The 16,933-nt window shown below is 75.2% G+C and carries 13 protein-coding genes and 1 pseudogene; 5 read left to right on the forward strand and 9 right to left on the reverse strand.

Features of this window, described 5'->3' with window-relative positions:
• From FF36_RS33195 to FF36_RS22985, 3 genes and pseudogenes are all read left to right on the forward strand, one after another.
• Positions 1 to 338 (forward strand): annotated as a pseudogene (locus FF36_RS33195) (hypothetical protein); the annotation flags it as partial.
• A complete protein-coding gene (locus tag FF36_RS22980; protein WP_044887232.1) occupies positions 335 to 1,318 on the forward strand; it encodes a hypothetical protein in 984 nt (327 codons plus the stop codon). The pseudogene FF36_RS33195 and the gene FF36_RS22980, both read left to right, overlap by 4 nt.
• A complete protein-coding gene (locus tag FF36_RS22985; RefSeq protein WP_044887233.1) occupies positions 1,311 to 6,383 on the forward strand; it encodes a hypothetical protein in 5,073 nt (1,690 codons plus the stop codon). Before FF36_RS22980 ends, FF36_RS22985 begins: the two co-directional genes overlap by 8 nt.
• Positions 6,384 to 6,565: 182 nt before the next feature.
• Here FF36_RS22985 and FF36_RS38780 read toward each other — a convergent pair whose 3' ends face one another.
• Positions 6,566 to 7,183 (reverse strand): hypothetical protein, encoded by a 618-nt coding sequence (locus FF36_RS38780; protein WP_236706262.1) that lies wholly within the window; start codon positions 7,181 to 7,183, stop codon positions 6,566 to 6,568.
• Between the two features lie 16 nt (positions 7,184 to 7,199).
• Here FF36_RS38780 and FF36_RS38785 point away from each other — a divergent pair, with 16 nt between their 5' ends.
• A complete protein-coding gene (locus tag FF36_RS38785; protein ID WP_242419197.1) occupies positions 7,200 to 7,376 on the forward strand; it encodes a hypothetical protein in 177 nt (58 codons plus the stop codon).
• A 380-nt stretch (positions 7,377 to 7,756) separates the two neighbouring features.
• Here FF36_RS38785 and FF36_RS22995 read toward each other — a convergent pair whose 3' ends face one another.
• The 8 genes from FF36_RS22995 to FF36_RS23030 all read right to left on the reverse strand — a co-directional run bounded on the left by FF36_RS22995 (position 7,757) and on the right by FF36_RS23030 (position 14,164).
• Positions 7,757 to 8,095, reverse strand: coding sequence for a lycopene cyclase domain-containing protein (locus tag FF36_RS22995; protein ID WP_044887235.1), 339 nt, complete (start codon positions 8,093 to 8,095; stop codon positions 7,757 to 7,759).
• Positions 8,092 to 8,625 carry a lycopene cyclase domain-containing protein gene (locus FF36_RS38790; protein ID WP_236706260.1) on the reverse strand — a complete coding sequence of 178 codons (534 nt, stop codon included), beginning with the start codon at positions 8,623 to 8,625 and terminating at the stop codon, positions 8,092 to 8,094. The genes FF36_RS22995 and FF36_RS38790 overlap by 4 nt, the downstream gene beginning before the upstream one ends.
• Positions 8,613 to 9,302 carry a thiamine phosphate synthase gene (locus FF36_RS23005; protein WP_044887236.1) on the reverse strand — a complete coding sequence of 230 codons (690 nt, stop codon included), beginning with the start codon at positions 9,300 to 9,302 and terminating at the stop codon, positions 8,613 to 8,615. The genes FF36_RS38790 and FF36_RS23005 overlap by 13 nt, the downstream gene beginning before the upstream one ends.
• 85 nt (positions 9,303 to 9,387) lie before the next feature.
• Positions 9,388 to 9,651 (reverse strand): sulfur carrier protein ThiS, encoded by a 264-nt coding sequence (gene thiS, locus FF36_RS23010; protein WP_044887237.1) that lies wholly within the window; start codon positions 9,649 to 9,651, stop codon positions 9,388 to 9,390.
• 97 nt (positions 9,652 to 9,748) lie between these two features.
• Entirely contained in the window at positions 9,749 to 10,072 is a 324-nt protein-coding gene (locus FF36_RS23015; protein ID WP_044887238.1) for an Rv2175c family DNA-binding protein, read from the reverse strand.
• 120 nt (positions 10,073 to 10,192) lie between these two features.
• Complete coding sequence (locus FF36_RS23020; RefSeq protein WP_082122155.1) at positions 10,193 to 11,878, reverse strand: Gfo/Idh/MocA family protein; 1,686 nt, start codon at positions 11,876 to 11,878, stop codon at positions 10,193 to 10,195.
• Between the two features lie 208 nt (positions 11,879 to 12,086).
• Positions 12,087 to 13,259, reverse strand: a complete 1,173-nt coding sequence (thiH, locus tag FF36_RS23025; protein ID WP_044887239.1) for a 2-iminoacetate synthase ThiH — start codon at positions 13,257 to 13,259, stop codon at positions 12,087 to 12,089.
• Positions 13,256 to 14,164 carry a thiazole synthase gene (locus tag FF36_RS23030; protein WP_082122158.1) on the reverse strand — a complete coding sequence of 303 codons (909 nt, stop codon included), beginning with the start codon at positions 14,162 to 14,164 and terminating at the stop codon, positions 13,256 to 13,258. The genes thiH and FF36_RS23030 overlap by 4 nt, the downstream gene beginning before the upstream one ends.
• A gap of 526 nt (positions 14,165 to 14,690) precedes the next feature.
• Here FF36_RS23030 and FF36_RS23035 point away from each other — a divergent pair.
• Positions 14,691 to 16,850: a Stk1 family PASTA domain-containing Ser/Thr kinase gene (locus FF36_RS23035; protein ID WP_052681357.1), complete on the forward strand. Its 2,160-nt coding sequence runs from the start codon at positions 14,691 to 14,693 to the stop codon at positions 16,848 to 16,850.
• The last annotated feature ends 83 nt before the right edge of the window (positions 16,851 to 16,933 follow it).

Below are 16,933 nucleotides of genomic sequence, written 5' to 3' on the forward strand. Positions count from 1 at the left end.
CCGTCGACGACGGCACGCCGCTGCACGATCCGGAGTTCGGCGGGGCCGACCTGCTCGTCGGCCGGGCCCGGATCGTCGCGGCTCCCAGCACGGAGACGGCCAGCACGGGGACGGCCAGCACGGGGACGGCCAGCACGGGGACGGCCAGCGCGGAGACGGCCAGCGCGGCGGCGATCGCGGGGACGGCCGGCACTGCCGCGGCCGTCGCGGATGGTGCGGTCGCCCGGGGGCCGCAGGGCGAAGCGGAATCGTCGGACCCGGCTGGTATCACTTCAGTCCTGACAGAACTGCAGGCTGCGGGCGGCGCGGCCGCGCCGGCGGGAAGGAGGTCACGATGAGCCGGGAACCTGACACGGGCGTCCCGGACCCACAGGGCGACCCGATCGACGCCGACCCGATCGACGGCGGGTCGATCGACGCCGACCCGGTCGACGGCGGGCCGGTCGACGGCGGGCCGGTCGACGGCGGGCCGGGCGACGGGGGGCGGGGGGCCGAGCGGCGGCGCGCCGACGCCCACGAGGCGTCCCGGCTGGTGTCGTTCGGCCTGCGGCCCCGGCTGGTGCCGGCTCGTGACCCCGACTACCGCGACCTGGTCCGGCGTTACCTGCGGGAGGCGGAGTTCGCCGCGTTGACCCAGGCGATCGCCGCCGGCCTCGGGCTGGTCGTGCTCGACGTCTCCGAGCGGGCAGGTCTGGTCCCGGCCGGCGCCGACGACTCGGCCTTCGCCGTTCGGATCGGCGACTACGCCCGCCGCGCCGGCGGCGAGCACCGCGCGGCCGACCGGCTGCTGCACGCCCTCGCCCAGCTCGCCGTCGCCGCGCTCGCCTATCCGCGGCCGGCCGACCTCGCCGACGCCTCCTACGTCGGGCGGGTCAGCGTGCACGGCGTCGACGCGTTCGTCCGGGAGACCTGCCGGCTGCTGGCCGAACGCACCGCCGACGACCTGAACACCGATCCGCCGGTCGACGCGCCACGGCTGGAGGCCGCCTGGCGCCTCTACTCCCGGCGCACCTCGACCGGCACCACCCGCGACGCGCGCCGCCTCGCCGGGTCGACGACGGGAATTATCGCCCGGGCGATGAACTTCCTCGTCGAGTCGGGCTGCCTGGTTCCGGTCGGCGACGAGGCCGGCGGCACGTACCGGACCACGCCCCGCTATCAGGTCCAGGTCCGCGAGCTGGCCGCGGATGCGGCCTTCGAGGAGTTGCTGGCCCTCGGCGTGGTCACGGTCACCGACGGCGCCGGCAGCGTGCGGGTCCTCGTCGACGAGCCGGCCCTGCTGGAGACGACGCCGGCCGGAGAGGCCGCGGATGTATGAGTTGTCGCGGGTGCGGCTGCACTCGATCGGGCCGCCGGGCGCCCGCTTCGGTGACGTGCTGCTGGACTTCTCGGGAGTGGGCGCGCCGGTCGCCGGGCCGCGCCAGGACGGGCTGTTCCCCGTCACGCCCCGCCAGCGCCGCGACGCCGCCCTCCCCGCAGTTCCCGCGCTTTCCAGCGCGCCGTCGCCGGTGGCCCCGGTCGGCCCAGGCACGGCGATCGACCCAGGGACGGCGGCTGCGGAGACCGCGGTCGCGGGGACGGCGGCTGCGGGGACGGCGGTCGCGCCGGGTCGGCCACGGCGCCCCTCCCCCGCCTCGGTGCTGTTCCTGGAGAACGGCGGCGGCAAGAGCGTCCTGATCAAGCTGATCTTCTCGGTGGTGCTGCCCGGTCGGCGGCAGGTCGTCGGCACCTCCAACGGGCGGGTGCTGGACAACTTCGTCCTGCCCGGCGACTGCGCTCACGTCATCTGCGAGTGGCAGCACGCGGTGACCGGGCACCGGGTGGTGACCGGCAAGGTGAGCGAGTGGCGCGGCCGCGGCGCGGCCGACGCCGCTCGACTCACCGAGGCCTGGTACTCCTTCCGCCCCGGCGGCAGCCTGGAGATCACCTCTCTGCCGCTGACCGCCGAAGGCCGCCAGGTCACCCTCGCCGGGTTGCGGGGCCGGCTCCACGACGCCCACGGGGCCGACCCGGCGCTCGACCTGACCTGGGAGACGCACCAGGGCGCCTGGCGGGAACACCTGGATACCCTCGGCCTCGATCCCGAGCTGTTCCGTTACCAGCGGGCGATGAACGCCGGCGAGGGCGAGGCGGCCGAGGCGTTCTCGTTCGGCTCCGACGAGCAGTTCGTCGACTTTCTGCTGCGCGCCGTCACCCCGCCCGAGGACCCCGCGGGCATCGCCGACGTCGTCGACGGTTACGCGACCAAGCTCGCCGAACGGGCCGCGCTCGGCGCCGAGCGCGACTTCGTCGCGGGAGCGCTGGCGCGACTCGCCCCGCTGGCCGACGCGGTCGAACGGCGTGCCAGCGCCGGTGCGGGCTACGCGGCCACCCAGGCCCGCATCGCGGACCTGCACGACGGCGTGCGGGCCAGGGTGCGCCGCGACGCCGCCGCCCTGGCCGGGCTCGCCGCCCAGGTGCAGGCCGCCCGCGACGCGGAACGCGACGCCGACGAGGCCCGGTCGCGCCGGCACGGCGCCGTTCTCGCGTTGCGCCGACGGATCGCCGAGCTGCGCCTCGCCGACGCCGAGCGGGAGCGGGACCGGCTCGTCACCGACGCCCGCGCCGCAGCCGCCGAGATCGACGCCTGGCGGGCGACCGAGGACGTGTTACGGCTTGCGGCGGCGTCGGCCGAGGCGGAACGGCTGACCCGCCTCGTCGCCGATGCGGAGGACGTCGCCGCGCCCGCGCTGGCCGACCGTGATGGCGCCGCGCGGGCCCTGCTGCTCGGCCTGAACCGGCTGGCCGAGGCGTCCGGCGAGGCGGCCCGGCAGGCGGAGGCCGAGGCCGGCGAGCACGACCGGCGCGCTGGCGCGGCGGACCGCGCGGACCGCCGCGCCAGCGACGAGGCCGCGCAGGCGCGCGCCCGGGAACAGGCCCTGCACCAGCGACGGGCGGCGGCGCTCGACGCTCTGGCCGCCGCCGCCGGGGCCGGGCTGATCGCCCCCGGCGGCACCGATCTCGCCCGTCAGGCGCAGCGGGCCGGCGCCGAGGCTCAGCAGGCCGCCGCCGCCGTGCGTGACGCGCTGCGCCACGCCACCCACGCCCAGGACCGCGGCCCGGCGGACGCCGCGACCCGCGCCGCCCAGCACCGCGTCGTCTCGGCCGGCGCGGCCCTGGATCGGCTCACCGGCCAGCTCGACCAGGCACGGGCCGGCGCGGCGGCGCTGCTCGCCGACGGCCGACTCGCGGAGCTGCTCGGCGACGCGGGCCCGGCCAGCGGACTGGGCGGACCGGACGAGGTCGCGGGCGAGGACGAGGACGAGCCGGCCGCCGCCGACCAGGAGGCCAGCGCCGCCGACGGGGAGTCCCGGGGCACCGACCCGAGCCCCACCGTCAGCGACGACGAGGCCGCCGCGGGCTCGCACCGGATCCTCGACGCGGTCGCCGAGGCCGCCGGGGAACGGCTGGCGGAGGCGGTCGCCGCGGCGGAGGCGCGCCGGCTCGCTCTGTCGGTGGCCGCCGACGCCGACCGGCGCCTGCTCGGCGCGCTGGGCGGGGGCGGCCTGCGCCCACCCCGCGAGGAGGTCGCCGCGGCGGTCGACGTCCTGCAGGCCGCCGGGATCGCCGCGGTCGCCGGCTGGTCCCATCTCGCGCATGCGGTGCCGGCCGCACGGCGCGAACGGGTCCTGCGGGCGCGGCCCCACCTCGCCGACGGGGTGATCATCACAGATCGGGCGGGTCACGCGCGGATCCGCGAGGTACTCGACGCCGCCGCCCTGCTCCCCGACAGTGTGGTTGCCGTGGGTGGGGTCGATGACCTGCTCGACGACGCCGACCCGGTCATCGACGGCGAACGGATCACGATGGTCCGGCCGAACCCGGCGCTCTACGACACCGCGGCCGCCGCCACCGAGCGGGAGACCATCCGTGCACGCCAGGACGAGCGCGCCACGCTCGCCGCGGCGCTGTCCGACCGGATCGCGACGGACCGTGACCTCGCCGCAGCCCTCGCCGGCTGGCGGCGGACCCACCCCCCCGGACACCTCGACCGGCTTGGGACACAGCTCACGGCCGCCCGGGAGACGCTGACGGCCGCCGAGGCGGAGCTCGCCGCTGCCGGCCGGGAGGCGGCCGCAGCCGAGCAGGCGGCACGGCGCGCGCTCGCCGACGTCGAACCGCTGCGGCTGGCCGCCGCCGAGGCTGCCGCGCGGGCGACCGCGCTGGACCAGCTCGCTCGGTCCGTCGGCGACCTGGCCGCGACCGAGCGGGAGATCGAGCAGGTCGCCGCGGTCGCCGAGGACCGGCTGGCCGAGGCCCGGGCAGCTCGGGAACACGCCGCGACGCAGCGGCGGGCGGCCGCCGAGGCCGTCCGGCGCGCGGACGAGGCGCGCCGCAACGCCGCGGCCGCCCGCGCGGAGAGCGGCAGCGTCGTCGGTGCGGGCGATGCCGCGGCGACGGCGAGCGCGGGCGACGAGCCGAGACCGCCCGTGGCGGTGCTGCGCGCGGCCTACGAGGCCGCAAGCCGCACCTACGCGCAGGTGGAGGTCGGCGCGGACCTGCGCGGCGAGGTCGATCGGGCCCGCCGGGAGGAGGCCGCCGCCCGAGCGGCACTCGAGGCCTTCGAGCCGGCCGTGCGCGTACGGGCCCGCGAGCTTCTCGCGGGCGTCAGCGGCGGAGACAGCGCGACCCGGGCGGCCGGTGAGGCGCGGGCTCGCCGGTCGGCCGCGGCGGTCGGGGCCGAACTCGACGGCGCCCGCGAGCGGCTTGGCGCGTTGCGCGAGGAACTGCGCACCGCCACGGCGGAGGTACAGCGACGCGGGGTGGCGCCGCTCACCGGGGAACAGGTCCCGACGGATCTCGGTCACGCCGGGGAGTTGCTGCGCGCCGCGACCGCGGCGGTCGAGCACGCCGAGGACGGTCACGCCCGGGCCCGCGCTGTCCGCGACGACCTCGTCGAGCGCTCCACCCGGCACACCGAGGAACTGGACGCCTTCACCGCCATCGCCGAGAGCCTCGCGGACCTGCCCGCTGCGACCCAGCCGACCATGGGCCCGGCGAGCGCCGGAACAGGCGGCGCCGGCGAGCGCGAACGGGGCGCGTCCGCGCTCGCCGGGCCGGCGATGGACGATCCCGCGCCGGCCGACGGGGTCGCGGTAGCCGTCCCGTTCACGGGCGACGCGCGCCAGGCTCGGGAGAGCTCCCATCGGCTGCGCCTCGCGTGGCGGGAGGCGGCCGCCGGCTACGGCCAGGCCGCCGGCGCCGTGCGGACGGCGGCCGACGTGGTCACCGCCTGGGCGGCGCAGGACCGGTTCGACGCCGTGCGCAGCCCCGCCCGCCGTCAGATGCGGCGGGCAGGACGCGAGGCCGTGGCCGACGGGGCGGCGGCCTGGGCGCAGGCCCTCGCGCCGCGGCTGCGCAGCCTCGACGACGACCTCGCGCACATCGGCCGCAACCGCGAGGCGATCGTCGCCCGCCTGGAGGGGATGGTCCGCGCCGCGCTCGGCACGCTGCGTGCCGCCGGCCGCCTGTCCCGCCTCCCCGACCAGCTCGGCGACTGGTCGGGTCAGGACTTCCTGCGCATCACGTTCGCCGAGCCGGATGACCGGGCGCTGACGGAGGCCCTCGGCCGGGTGGTCGACGAGACGGCCGCCGCCGCGGTGGCCACCCGACCCCGACCGGGCGTGGCCGTCGGCGTCGGGACCGGCGACGCACGCGGCACCCGTGCCGCGGCCGCCGTGCTCCGCGACGGGATGGGGCTGCTGCTGCGCGGGGTCCGCGCCGCGCTTCCCCGTGGCGTGCGGGTCGAGATCCTCAAACCGGACGCAGTCCTGCGTACCGAGCGGGTGCGAGTCAGCGAGCTGGGTGATGTCTTCTCCGGCGGTCAGCAGCTCACCGCCGCCATCATCCTGTACTGCACGATGGCGGCCCTGCGGGCCAACGACCGCGGCCAGCTCCGGGCCCCGCATGCCGGCGTGCTGTTCCTCGACAATCCGATCGGCCGGGCGAGCGCCGGCTACCTCCTCGACCTCCAGCTCGCCGTCGCCGACCGGCTGGGCGTCCAGCTCGTCTACACGACGGGGCTGTTCGACACCGCTGCCCTGTCGGCCTTTCCGCTGATCGTCCGGCTGCGCAACGATGCGGACCTGCGGGCCGGCCGCAAGTACCTGCGAGTGGAGGAGCATCTACGACCCGGGCTGACCCCGCCCGACCCGGTCTCCGCAGGGGCGGCCGTCACAGGCGTCATCACCGCGACCCGGCTGTTCGCGCGCCCCCGGCCGCCCACACCCGCAGCCGGCCCCGACGACACACCCGGGCTCGACGACACACCCACGGGTCCGACCACCGGCGGCGGCCATGGCCACCACCTGGCCGGGGAACGGCCCGATCGACGCCCCTCCTGACCTGGCCTTACTCGCCTACGTTAGCGAGGGGCCAGTGGAGGACACCGGCCAAGGTCTTGGCGAGCCGGGGCGTTCCTGCGATGATGGATTCGCCGCCCGGCACCCCCCGAGCCGGGCGGCACCATACTTTCGGGCCGCACTTTCGGGCCGCTGACCGGCGCGGGACACCCCGCGGCGCCGGCTCAGGACGGGCACGGCAGCACGACGAGCGAACCCGACGACTGCGAGCGCCGACCTTCCAGATCCGTGACGGTGGCCGTGTAGTTGATCGTGCCGGGGTCCTGCGTCGACGCCAGCGTGCCGGTCCACGTCGAGCGGTCTCCCGTGGCCTGGCCGAGGCTCAGCGACTCGGTCGTCGTCCGCCCGCCGGGCAGGACTGCGGCCAGTTCCACGGCGAAGATGCCGGTCTCGTCGAGCGCCGTCACCGTCACCGTCGACCGCGCCACGCCCGCCGCCGGCGGGCAGCCCGCCCGCACGATCCGATCCGGTGCGGCCGTCACCGATTGGATGCGCGGCGGTCCGTCGACGCTGGCCGTGATGCGCACGTCGGCACCGCCCACGCCGTTGCGGGCGTTGACCGGCACGGTGACGTCGACCGGCCCCGGCGGGGCCACAGACCGGTCGAGCGTGATCACAAGGGGGACGTCCGCCCCCGGGTTGACGCGGGGACGGTCGGGGACGACGGCGAGCCAGGAGGGGCTCGCCCCGACCGCGACGTCGACCGGTGCCGTGCCCTCGCCGCGCAGGTCGAGCCGCCAGACCGAGTCGACCGGGCCGAGATCGACGGTCGTCGCGCTCACGGCGAGGACCGAACCGGTGGGCCGCGGTGCGACCGGGACGACCGCGGCGCCGCTGCGCCCCGCGGCGCGCGAACGGACTCCGGTGGGCGCGCCGGACGGCGAGACGATCGCCGGAGCCGGCGCGGTCGTGGTCGCGGCGGCGCTGCCGACCGCGGGGGTCGAGGATGCGGCCGCAGTCGAGCTCGGTCGGTGAGTCGCCGTGGTCGCGGTCAGCACGTCCGAGGGTCTCTGCGCGCTCGGCGCGAACGGGGCGGTCGGGACGCCGGAGCGGTGGACGGGCCCGGCGGCGCGGCCATCCCCGGCCAATCGACCACGGATCAGCACCAGACTCACAACCACCAGCGCCAATGCAACCACTACGGCGATGATGCGCCCCCACCGGATGGGCAGAATCCTGCCCGGCTTACCCCAGGGAGAACGGTGCCGCCCCGCGGAACCTGGGCCCCCCGCAACATCATGCGTCATCACGGTCGAGATTAGGCCGATGGATGACCTCCAGGGAGCCAATTCGCTCGTTTCCGTCACGGAGTGCGGAGAGATTTCATTCAGTTTCGCAAATGTAACGCAACGTGGCTATTTGTGGCGCTCGGCGGGGGCGGGGCGGCGTCGGGGTGACCGGTCCAGCCGACGACCCCACCAGACCCACCAGGTAAGTGTGTGGGTGACGAGTGCGAAGCCGAACAGCAGATCCTCGACCGGGGCGTACGCGATCCGCAGCCCCGCGATCGCGCCCGGCTCGTAGACGACGATGCCGAACCCGGTCAGGATTCCGTTGGCGAGCAACTGGAAGACGACGATGATCCCATACGAGACCCAGAAGATCCGCCGGGTCAGCAGCCGGGTGCGCAGGAGCCACAGGTCCGCGGCGACCGCCACGGCGACTCCGAGGACCGCCAGCGCCGTGTAACTCATCCCCCCGGGCCCCCTGGCCCGCCCGCCGCGCCCGGGGCCTTGGCCACCTCGAGGTCGCCGGAGCCGGGGCCGGCGTCGAGGCTGGCGGCGGAGTCAGCGTCGGCATCGAGGTCGGCGTCGAGGTCGGCGGCGGAGTCTGCGTCGGCGGCGGAGTCTGCGTCGGCGTCGGCGAGGTCGGCGGACTCGCCGGCGGGATCGTCGTCCGGCTCGTCACCGGCCGGCCAGCCGCGCACCGAGCGGACGGCCTCCAGCGTCATCACCGCGCAGACGGGAACCACGAGAAAGAACAGCAGCTCGTCCAGCGGCAGGTGGCCGGGGAGCCGCACGCCGGTGACGCCGCGCGGATCGAAGCTCCACTGACCGGCGGCGATGGCGTACACGTCCCAGCCGACGAAGATCGCGACGACGGGCAGCAGCGTCAGCAGCAGGCGACGCGGACGGGCGTAGACCCTGGTACCCAGGAACAGTTCGAGCGGCGCCGTGCCGAGCAGGCAGCCGGCCAGGACGGCGAGGTAGCTCAGGTGCCGCACGCGCTGCCGCTGGAAGCGGTACGCAGCCGCCGGGCGAGCGCGGCGGCTGCGGCGGCGGGATCCTCGGCGGCGGTCAACGCTCGCACCACCACCACCCGGCGGGCCCCCGTGGCGAGGATGTCGTCGAGGGTGTCCGGACCGACCCCGCCGGTGACGAACCAGGGCTTCGCGCCCGGTTCGAACGGCGGGGCATGGCGGGCGGCGAGCCGGGGCAGCCCCAGCCCGACCGGTGGCCGTCCCTGCTTGGTCGGCGTCGCGTGCACCGGACCGACGCACACGTAGTCGACGTCTGGATCGGCCAGAGCCGCCAGGAACTGCTCGGGACTGTGCGTCGACTGGCCGATCAGGACGTCCGGACCGACCAGCCGGCGAGCGAAGGCAGGCGGTACGTCGTCCTGGCCGACGTGCAGGATGTCGACTCCGGTGAACGCGGCGAGATCGGCGCGGTCGTTGGCGCTGACGAGGGTCTCCCGGCCGGCGCCAGCCGCCTGGATCTCGCGCAGGCCGCGCACCTCGTCGGCCCATTCGAGGCTCTTCTCGCGAAGCTGCACCAGGTCGACGCCACCACGGCCGGCGGGGCCGATCACGGCGTCGAGGAACGGGCCGAACTCGGCCCGCCGCGGCGTGCAGAGATACAGCCGGGCGTCGGCGAGCCGCCGCAGCCGGTCCGCCCGCACCGCCCCGTCCGCTGCCGCCGGCCTGTCCGCTGCCGCCGGCCTGTCCCCCGCGTCGGCGGGCGGCGTCGGTCCCGTTGTGGTCAACTCATCCTCCGGCGACGGCACGCACGATCTCCAAGGTGTCACCATCCGCGAGCCGGATGCCGGACAACTCCGACGGGGTGATCGCCACCCCGTTGCGTTCGACGACCACCGAACCGGGCCGCAGGCCGAGCTCGGCGAGCAGGTCGGGCAGCGGCTGGCCGTCCGCGACCACGCGGGCGGCGCCGTTGACGACGATCTGTGCCCGGGCAGGTCCCGTCGGCGGGGTGGGCGCCGGCGCCGAGGCGGGCGGCGGGCGATCGACCATGACCCGACCCTACGGGAGTCGGCAGCCCCCGACAGCCCGGAAGCCCAGCACCGCGCAGGACCCACGACCCCGCAGGACCCACGACCACGCTGCCTGGTCAGAAGGCGAGGGCCTGGGCTCGCCGCTTGACCTCCTTGCCACGGTTCTCGACGAGCGCCCGCATCGGGGTGCCGGGCAGGCTCGGGTCCTCCCGAAAAAGCCAGTCGAGGGCCTCGTCGTCGGTGAACCCCGCGTCGGCGAGGAGCGTGAGCAGGCCGGGCAGGCCCTTGACCACCGCGCCGTCGCCGATGAACTCCGCCGGCACCCGTAGGACGCCGCCCTCCCGCCGGGCCAGCAACGTTCGGTCGCGCACCATCTGCCGGACTCGGGTCACGGGAACCTGCAACTGCGTCGCGGCGTCAGGCAGGGTCAGCCAATCCATGGTCAACAGTAAACACCTAAGTCCGGACCGGCGTCGTGGGGTGCCGGCGGGGTCCGCACCACCCGTGACCTCGTCAGTCCCGGAGACGTTCAGGGCCGGCGCACGGTCACGGCGACCTGATCACAGCGGCACGACCTGCGCGCCGCCGGTGGCCACCGAACGCACCGCCGCCTCGAGCACCGCAACCACCGGGCGGGCCGCCTCGACCTCGTAGCCCGCAAGAGGCCAACCGGAGACCAGGCTGTCGGCGAGGTCGCGGTAGAACACCTCCGTGCCGACCCGGGCCGACCCGGGCGCCGGCAGCGGATAGCGGGTCCGGACGCCGTCGTAGGTGGCCAGCAGCAACGAGGCCGCCCCGGCCGCGTCGTCGTCCTGCGCGGCCCGGCGGCCGGCGTGCCGGCCCGTGACCGCGGGCCCACCGTCAGGCGGCTCGAGGTTCGCGGCGGCGGGGGCGTCGTCGAGGATCAGCGTGCCCACGCTGCCGAGCACCTCGAGGCTCGGACGGGCCGCCACCGTCAGGTCGGAGACGGTGATCTGTGCCTCCGCGCCGCTCGCGAAGCGCAGCAGCAGCCGGCTGTGGTCGGCGTTGCTGACATGGTACCAGACCCGCTTGAGCTCCGCGGCGCTGACCCACTCGACCGGCTCGTCGACGAGCGCGAGCACCTGGTCGACGCCGGCGGCGCCGCGATCGTAGAGCTGGCCGCCGCTGATCCGCTCGTCATCGCGCCAGGTCCCGACGGGTCGACGCAGCCCGCCGCGGTGCACTTCCAGCCGCAGCGGCTCGCCGATCGCGCCACGACCGACGGCCGCGCGCAGCGCGCGATAGCCGGGGTCGGCCCGACCCTCCGGGTAGACGGCGAGCAGCAGGGAACGCTCGGCCGCGAGCTCGGCGAGCTGGTCGGCATCGGACGTCGCCAGGCACAGCGGCGCCTGCACGACCACGTGCTTGCCGGCCTCCAGCGCCCGTCCGGCCCATTCGAGGTGGGTGTGCGTCGGGGTGGCGACGACGACCACGCCGAGCTCGGGGTCGTTCACCAGGTCGTCGGGGTCCTCGACCCGACGGGGCAGGCGACCTGCGGCGTGCGCGGGAGCGCGACCCGGGCCGCCGTCGCACAGGGCGGTCAGCTCCAGCCCCTCGGTCGCGTCGAGGCCCGCGTGGTGGGCTGCGGTGGTGTCGGGGGTGCCGAGCAGGCCGACGCCGACCGGCGGCGCGTCGTGCACGCCGAGGCAGTGCCGCAGCCACCGCCCGACGAGCCGGTGGTAGGCCGCGTCGCCGAGCACGGCGGCACCCGTGCCCAGGGTGAACATGCCGAGCCCCGTCGCCGGCCGCCAGGTGCAGACGGGATAGTCACCCATCTCGTGGCGGATCAGCACCAGCCGCTCGACGTCATCGGCGACCTTCTCCGGGATGACCCAGCTCTCCCGGGGACGGAAGTCACCCGATCGGGCCATGATCGCGCCGCCCTGCGGCCCGGCCTGCAACCGCAGCTCGTAGGGGGGCGTCGCCCGGCCGGGAATGAGGCCGGAGGCCTCCACCAGCGGGCTGTCGGCGGGCAGGGCGCGCACGGTCGGGCCGGCGAGCAGCACCGGAACGGACTGCCGGGCGCGATCGAGCAGCTCCTGCTCGACGTGGTCGAGGGGACGATCGATGAGGACGAGAAGCGCGTCCGCCGACCGTGCCGAGGTCGGGCCGAGACCCGCTGCGCGCAGATGGTCGCCGAGCGCGTTCACCCCGGGCAGGTTCGACACCAGGTGAATGCGAGGCACGCCCGGCACTCTAGTGGTCTTACCGACGCGCGCGGTCATTCGGGTCGTGAAGGACGGAGCATGCCCTCTCTACATTACGAACAGTGCGCCACATCTACCCTCAAACCGCGCATAGGGGAATTGCGTCGACACCGTCCGCACGCAGAACAGCGCGTTAGTGTCGGCATCGTCCGGGCCGGCTCCGCCGGGCCGGGTTCCGAACGACCTTGGGCGGAGTGCTCTGCGCCGACGGCGTCGAGTTCCGCCATCACCGCGGGTCGACGAGGGGGAAGGCATCCTTCCACACCGGCTCGTAGCCGGCCGTGACGAGCATCGCGGCGACCTCGGCCGGCGGGCGCTCATCCGAGATCGAGAACTGCTCCTGAGCGGTACCCGGCGAACCGTAGCCGCCGGGCTCGGTGGAGGAACCCGCGCTCATCGTCGTCACGGCGATGCGGACCAGGCCGTCGCGCATCGCCGCCGGCTCCCGGGTGGACAGCGTCAGCGCGAGGTCGGGCTCGAACAGCCGCAGGGCCGCGTACGCCTGCACGAACTCGGCGTCGGAGACGACGACAACCGGCGGAAACTCGCTGGCACTGGGCTTGATCCGCGGCAGCGCGACCGACACCTCGGTCCGCCAGTACCGCCGCGACAGGAACGAGGCGTGGGCGGCCAGAGCGAGCACGTCGGCCCGCCAGTCCGGGGCGAGGCCGAGCAGCGCGCCGATCCCGAGCCGGCGTGCCCCGGCGCCCGCGGCCCGCTCGAACGACGACAGCCGGCGGTCGTAGTCGCGTTTCCAGCCCGCGACGTGCACCTCGGCGTAACGGGCCCGGTCGTAGGTCTCCTGGTAGTGGACGACGCCCTCCAGCCCGGCCCGCACCAGCCGGGCGTAGGTGTCGTCCGACCAGGTCTGCGTCTCGATCGACAGCGACGGGAACATCGGCCGCAGCCGCTCCACCACGGCGACGAGGTAGTCGGCGGACACCTCGATGCGGTGTTCCCCGGCGACCAGCAGCACGTGGCGGAAGCCCCGCTCGGCCAGCAGCCGACCCTCTGCCGCCACCTCGTCGACGCTGAGCGTGCGCCGCGCGACCGGCAGACCCTTGGCGAAGCCGCAGTAGGTGCAGGACGACAGGCAGGCGTTCGAGACGTACAGCGGGGCGAACAGTCGCACGGCCCGGCCGAAGCGGCGCAGCGTGGTCGTCCGGGCGGCGAGGGCGAGCTCCTCCAGCCGACCCGTCGCGGCCGGCGAGAGCAGGACGGCCAGCTCGTCGAGGCCGACCCGCCCCGGCGCCGGCTCGCCCCGGCCGCCCGGGGCGGGCAGGACCCGGCGCAGCACCTCGTCGACCTCCGCCGTCGTCGCGCGCCGCGACCGGTCGGACAGGCCGGACAGGTCCAGCGCGACGAGCTCGCGGGCGAACTCTCCCGGCGGCGCGCTCACCCGGCCACCCTGCCGTTGCCGTTCGCGGGGGTGCCGAGAGCGCCGAGGAAGCCGGTGAGCGGCGAGGACGCGGAGGCCGCGGTGGCCGTCCCGGTCCCCGCCTGCCCGGCCAGGTGGCCCAGCCGCCCGGCGACGGTCGCCAGCGCGAAGGCCCGGGCCATCCGCACCGGGTCGGCCGCCACCGCGATGGCCGTGTTGACCAGCACCGCTGCCGCGCCGATCTCCATGGCCTCCGCCGCGTCGGAGGGCACACCGAGGCCGGCGTCGACGATCACCGGCACGCCCGCACCCGCCACGATCGCCTCGATCGCGTCCCGGGTGCGCAGCCCGCGGTTCGAGCCGATCCAGCTACCCAGCGGCATGACCGTGGCGCAGCCGGCCTCCTCCAGGCGGCGGGCCAGGACCGGGTCCGCCGAGCAGTACGGCAGGACGGTGAAGCCGTCGGCGACCATGAGCTCGGCGGCGCGCAGGGTCTCGATCGGATCCGGGGCCAGCGTCCGCGGGTCCGGGGTGACCTCCAGCTTGACCAGGCCGGTGCCGGTGGCGGCGCGGCCCAGGCGGGCCAGCCGCAACGCCTCCGCCGCATCCGCCGCACCGGAGGTGTTGGGCAGCAGCGTCATCCCCGGCGGGACGAAGTCGAGCACGTCGCCCTCGCCGGCGCGGTCGAGATCGACCCGGCGCAGCGCGACCGTCACGATCTCGGCGCCGGAGGCGAGCAGGCTGTCGCGCATCACCTCGTGAGCCGCGAACTTGCCCGTCCCGACCAGCAGGCGGCTGCCGTAGGACCGCCCGGCGATCACGAGCTCATCACTCTCGACCGGCTCGACGGCGCCGGACAGCGCCGGGCCGGGCGGCCGGGACCACTCCGACGCGGGAACGGCGCGACCTGACGGAGCCTGCGACATGATGACCATCCTCCCCACGCGCGCATGACCGCGATCGGGTATGCGGGTCGCCGACGGTGTTCCTGGCCGGCCTCTCAGCCCATGTCCACGGGCTCCCCGGTGCGACCCCAGTCTAGCCGGCCCGCAACCGCCACCGAGCCGGATCGATGCACGCCGCCCACGTGCGGCGGCCGGACCGGGGGCCCGCGGATCGGGGGCGGCACCCCGACGGGCGACGTCCCGCGAATCTCATCCTCACGGACGGCGACGACTCGAACGTGCCGGGGCACGCCCATCGCCGGCCGGGGCGGATGGGCGGCGGTATCCGTGCGCCGCGGCGGATCCGCGCAGCGCGATCGCCGCATACCGGCAGGGTCAGGTATTCAACCGAAGAGCATCGGCCGGTAAGGCGATAGGCAACGCCATGTCCGCGGGCATGGCGTTGCGTTCGCCGCCGCCCCTCAGTCGAATCCGGAGCTAACTCCACGTGGCTCCGGTAGCGGCATGGTTCGGCGACGATCGTAAACTGTCTCCCGTGGATGCCACCGTGGCCGACCCCGTCATAGGTCGGCTTCTCGACGGCCGCTATACGGCGCAGGAACGACTCGCCGTCGGCGGCATGGCGACGGTGTACGTCGCACACGACAACCGGCTGGACCGGCTCGTCGCCCTCAAGGTCATGCATCCCAACCTCAACCACGACCCGGAGTTCGTCGGCCGTTTCCACCGCGAGGCCAAGGCGGTGGCGCGCCTGAACACCCCCCGGGTCGTCTCGGTGCTCGACCAGGGCTCCGACCACACCCCGGCGGGTCTGATCAACTACCTGGTCATGGAGCTGGTACGCGGCCGGTCGTTGCGCCAGCACCTGGGCGCCCGGGGGCGGCTGCCGGTCGCCGAGGCCGTCGAGATCATCGAGCCCGTGATGGAGGCGCTCGCCGCCGCGCACGACGCGGGCATCATCCACCGCGACATCAAGCCCGAGAACATCCTGCTCGGCGACGACGGCCAGGTGAAGGTCGCCGACTTCGGCCTGGCCCGCCCGCTCGGCCAGCCCACCCAGGCGCTCACCGACGGGGTGGTGATGGGCACCGTCGGGTACCTCGCGCCCGAGCAGGTCACCCTCGGCACCGCCGACACCCGTAGCGACGTCTACGCCGCCGGGGTCGTGCTGTTCGAGTCGCTGACCGGCCATCTTCCCCACAGCGGCGCGACCCCGATGTCGATGGCCTACCAGTCCGTCCACGGCGACGTGCCGGCGCCGTCCACCGTCGTCGAGGGCGTGCCGGCGGAGCTCGACGGCCTCGTGCTGCGGGCGACGGCACGCGACCCGGCCCGCCGGCCCGCCGACGGCGCGGCGCTGCTCGACGAGCTGCACCGCATCGGGCCGTACCTGCCCGCGCCGGACGCCTACCAGACCGGCTTCACCGGCGAGGTCGAGCGGATCGGCCTGATGGGGCCGCCCCCCGAGGACCCGGGGCCCGACTACACCCGCCCCTTCCAGCCCACCGACTACGACGCCGACTACGACGATCCGCACGGCGCCGTTCCGTTCACCGGTGCGGAGTCGAGACAGCCGAGAGCGGGCATCGCGGAGCACGACGCCGCCGGCGGGCGGCCGTACGCGGGCGGCGTGGCGAGCCAGCCCGGCACCGGGGCGCTCTACCGTTCCGCCGCCCCACCGACCCCGACCTCCACCAGCTACCTCGGCGCCGGGCACGGGCGCCGCCGTGCCGCCAGCCCCGGCTCAGGCGCGCGCCGGTACGCGCCGTTCGCCGTGGGCGGCGCGGCTGTCCTGGTCCTGCTGCTCGGCTTTCTCGCACTGCGCCTGCTGTCCAGCGACAAGATCGAGGTCCCGCTGCTGACCAGCCTCAGCAAGTCTGATGCCGAGGCGATGCTGCGGGACCACGGGCTCAGGCCGACCTACCTCGATCCGGTCGCCAACCCCACCGTGGCCGCCGGCCATGTCGCCCAGCAGGACCCCAAGGACGGTGCGAAGGTCGACAAGGGCGCGGTGATCACTCTGCGGCTGAGTTCCGGGCCGGCGACCGTCGGTGTGCCGGACCTCGCGAACCTCACGCAGGACCAGGCCACGGCCCGGCTCAAGGAGGTCAACCTCACCGTGGGCGGGCTGGTCAACCAGGCCAGCGACACCGTCCCGGCCGGCCATGTGATCGGCACCAACCCGGCCGTCAACACGGTGCTCAAGCCCAGCGACGGCGTCACCCTGATCATGTCGAGCGGGCCGGACACCAGGCAGATGCCGGCCGACATCATCGGCAAGCCCTACGACGCGGCCAAGGCGGAGATCGACGCCCTCGGCGTCGCGGGCGTGACGGTCCAGCGCGATCTGGCCGTGACCGAGGACACGACCCCCGGCAACGTCATCGGCGCCGACCCCGGCGTCGGCCAGCCGATCGCGCCGAAGAGCACCGTGACGCTGACGGTCGCCGCCTTGCCCGACGACGGAACCGACTCCACCGGCGGCGGTGACGGCAGCGGCGGTGACAGCAGCGGCGTTCAGGTCACCGTCCCCAAAGTGATCGGCAAGACCTACCGCGACGCCGAGAACGTCCTGCGCCAGCGTGGGCTGAAGATCGACCGGTTCGCCGTGCTCGGCAACCCGACCGACCGGGTGACAGCCCAGTTCCCGCAGCCCAACTCCAAGATCGAAAAGGGTAGTACAGTACACGTGAACACTGTGTGGTAGTTCGGTAACTGAACGGCGGTAGACCTCGGTCGGGCCGGCACGGGGGCAGCCGGCTCCCAGACCGCCGCCGCGCGACCGCTCCC

The organism is Frankia torreyi, assembly GCF_000948395.1.
Lineage (GTDB): Bacteria > Actinomycetota > Actinomycetes > Frankiales > Frankiaceae > Frankia > Frankia torreyi.

What these genes read in the sequence shown, in the direction of transcription:
- FF36_RS22985 (WP_044887233.1), top strand. Translation starts at nt 1,311, where the DNA reads ATGTATGAGTTGTCGCGGGTGCGGCTGCACTCGATCGGGCCGCCGGGC.
- FF36_RS23030 (WP_082122158.1), bottom strand. Translation starts at nt 14,164, where the DNA reads ATGTCGCAGGCTCCGTCAGGTCGCGCCGTTCCCGCGTCGGAGTGGTCC.
- thiS (WP_044887237.1), bottom strand. Translation starts at nt 9,651, where the DNA reads ATGGTCGATCGCCCGCCGCCCGCCTCGGCGCCGGCGCCCACCCCGCCG.
- FF36_RS22995 (WP_044887235.1), bottom strand. Translation starts at nt 8,095, where the DNA reads ATGAGTTACACGGCGCTGGCGGTCCTCGGAGTCGCCGTGGCGGTCGCC.
- FF36_RS22980 (WP_044887232.1), top strand. Translation starts at nt 335, where the DNA reads ATGAGCCGGGAACCTGACACGGGCGTCCCGGACCCACAGGGCGACCCG.
- FF36_RS23020 (WP_082122155.1), bottom strand. Translation starts at nt 11,878, where the DNA reads ATGACCGCGCGCGTCGGTAAGACCACTAGAGTGCCGGGCGTGCCTCGC.
- FF36_RS23015 (WP_044887238.1), bottom strand. Translation starts at nt 10,072, where the DNA reads ATGGATTGGCTGACCCTGCCTGACGCCGCGACGCAGTTGCAGGTTCCC.